Below are 345 nucleotides of genomic sequence, written 5' to 3' on the forward strand. Positions count from 1 at the left end.
GCGGGGGGGGGCGCCGGGGGGGCCCCCCGCCGGCCCACGGGGCGCGCGGCGGCTCGTCCAGGTCTCCGACAGCCATATCGGGTTCCAGGGCCCGGCGAACATGGACGTGGCCGGTTCATTCGGCGAAGCGATCAGCCAGGTCAACTCGCTCGGATTCAGACCGGACTTCGTCATGCACAGCGGCGACCTGACCCACCTGTCCACGGCCGGGCAGTTCGACCAGGTCAAGCAGATGATGGCTGGAATGAAGACGGACCGCGTCTTCACCGTACCCGGCGAGCACGACTCCATCGGCGATGCAGGCCGCGCCAAACGGCGGACCGTCGGCAGGGGCACGCACGGCGA

General features: G+C 70.4%; 1 protein-coding gene. It reads left to right on the plus strand.

Going from position 1 to position 345, the window contains the following annotated elements; genetic code table 11:
- Positions 1-106 precede the first annotated feature (106 nt).
- Positions 107-345 (plus strand): metallophosphoesterase family protein (locus ACFW2E_RS35050; protein ID WP_384472453.1); only part of this gene is annotated, 239 nt, incomplete at its 3' end.

Origin of the sequence: Streptomyces sp. NPDC058964 (genome assembly GCF_042741275.1) — a bacterium.
GTDB lineage: Bacteria > Actinomycetota > Actinomycetes > Streptomycetales > Streptomycetaceae > Streptomyces.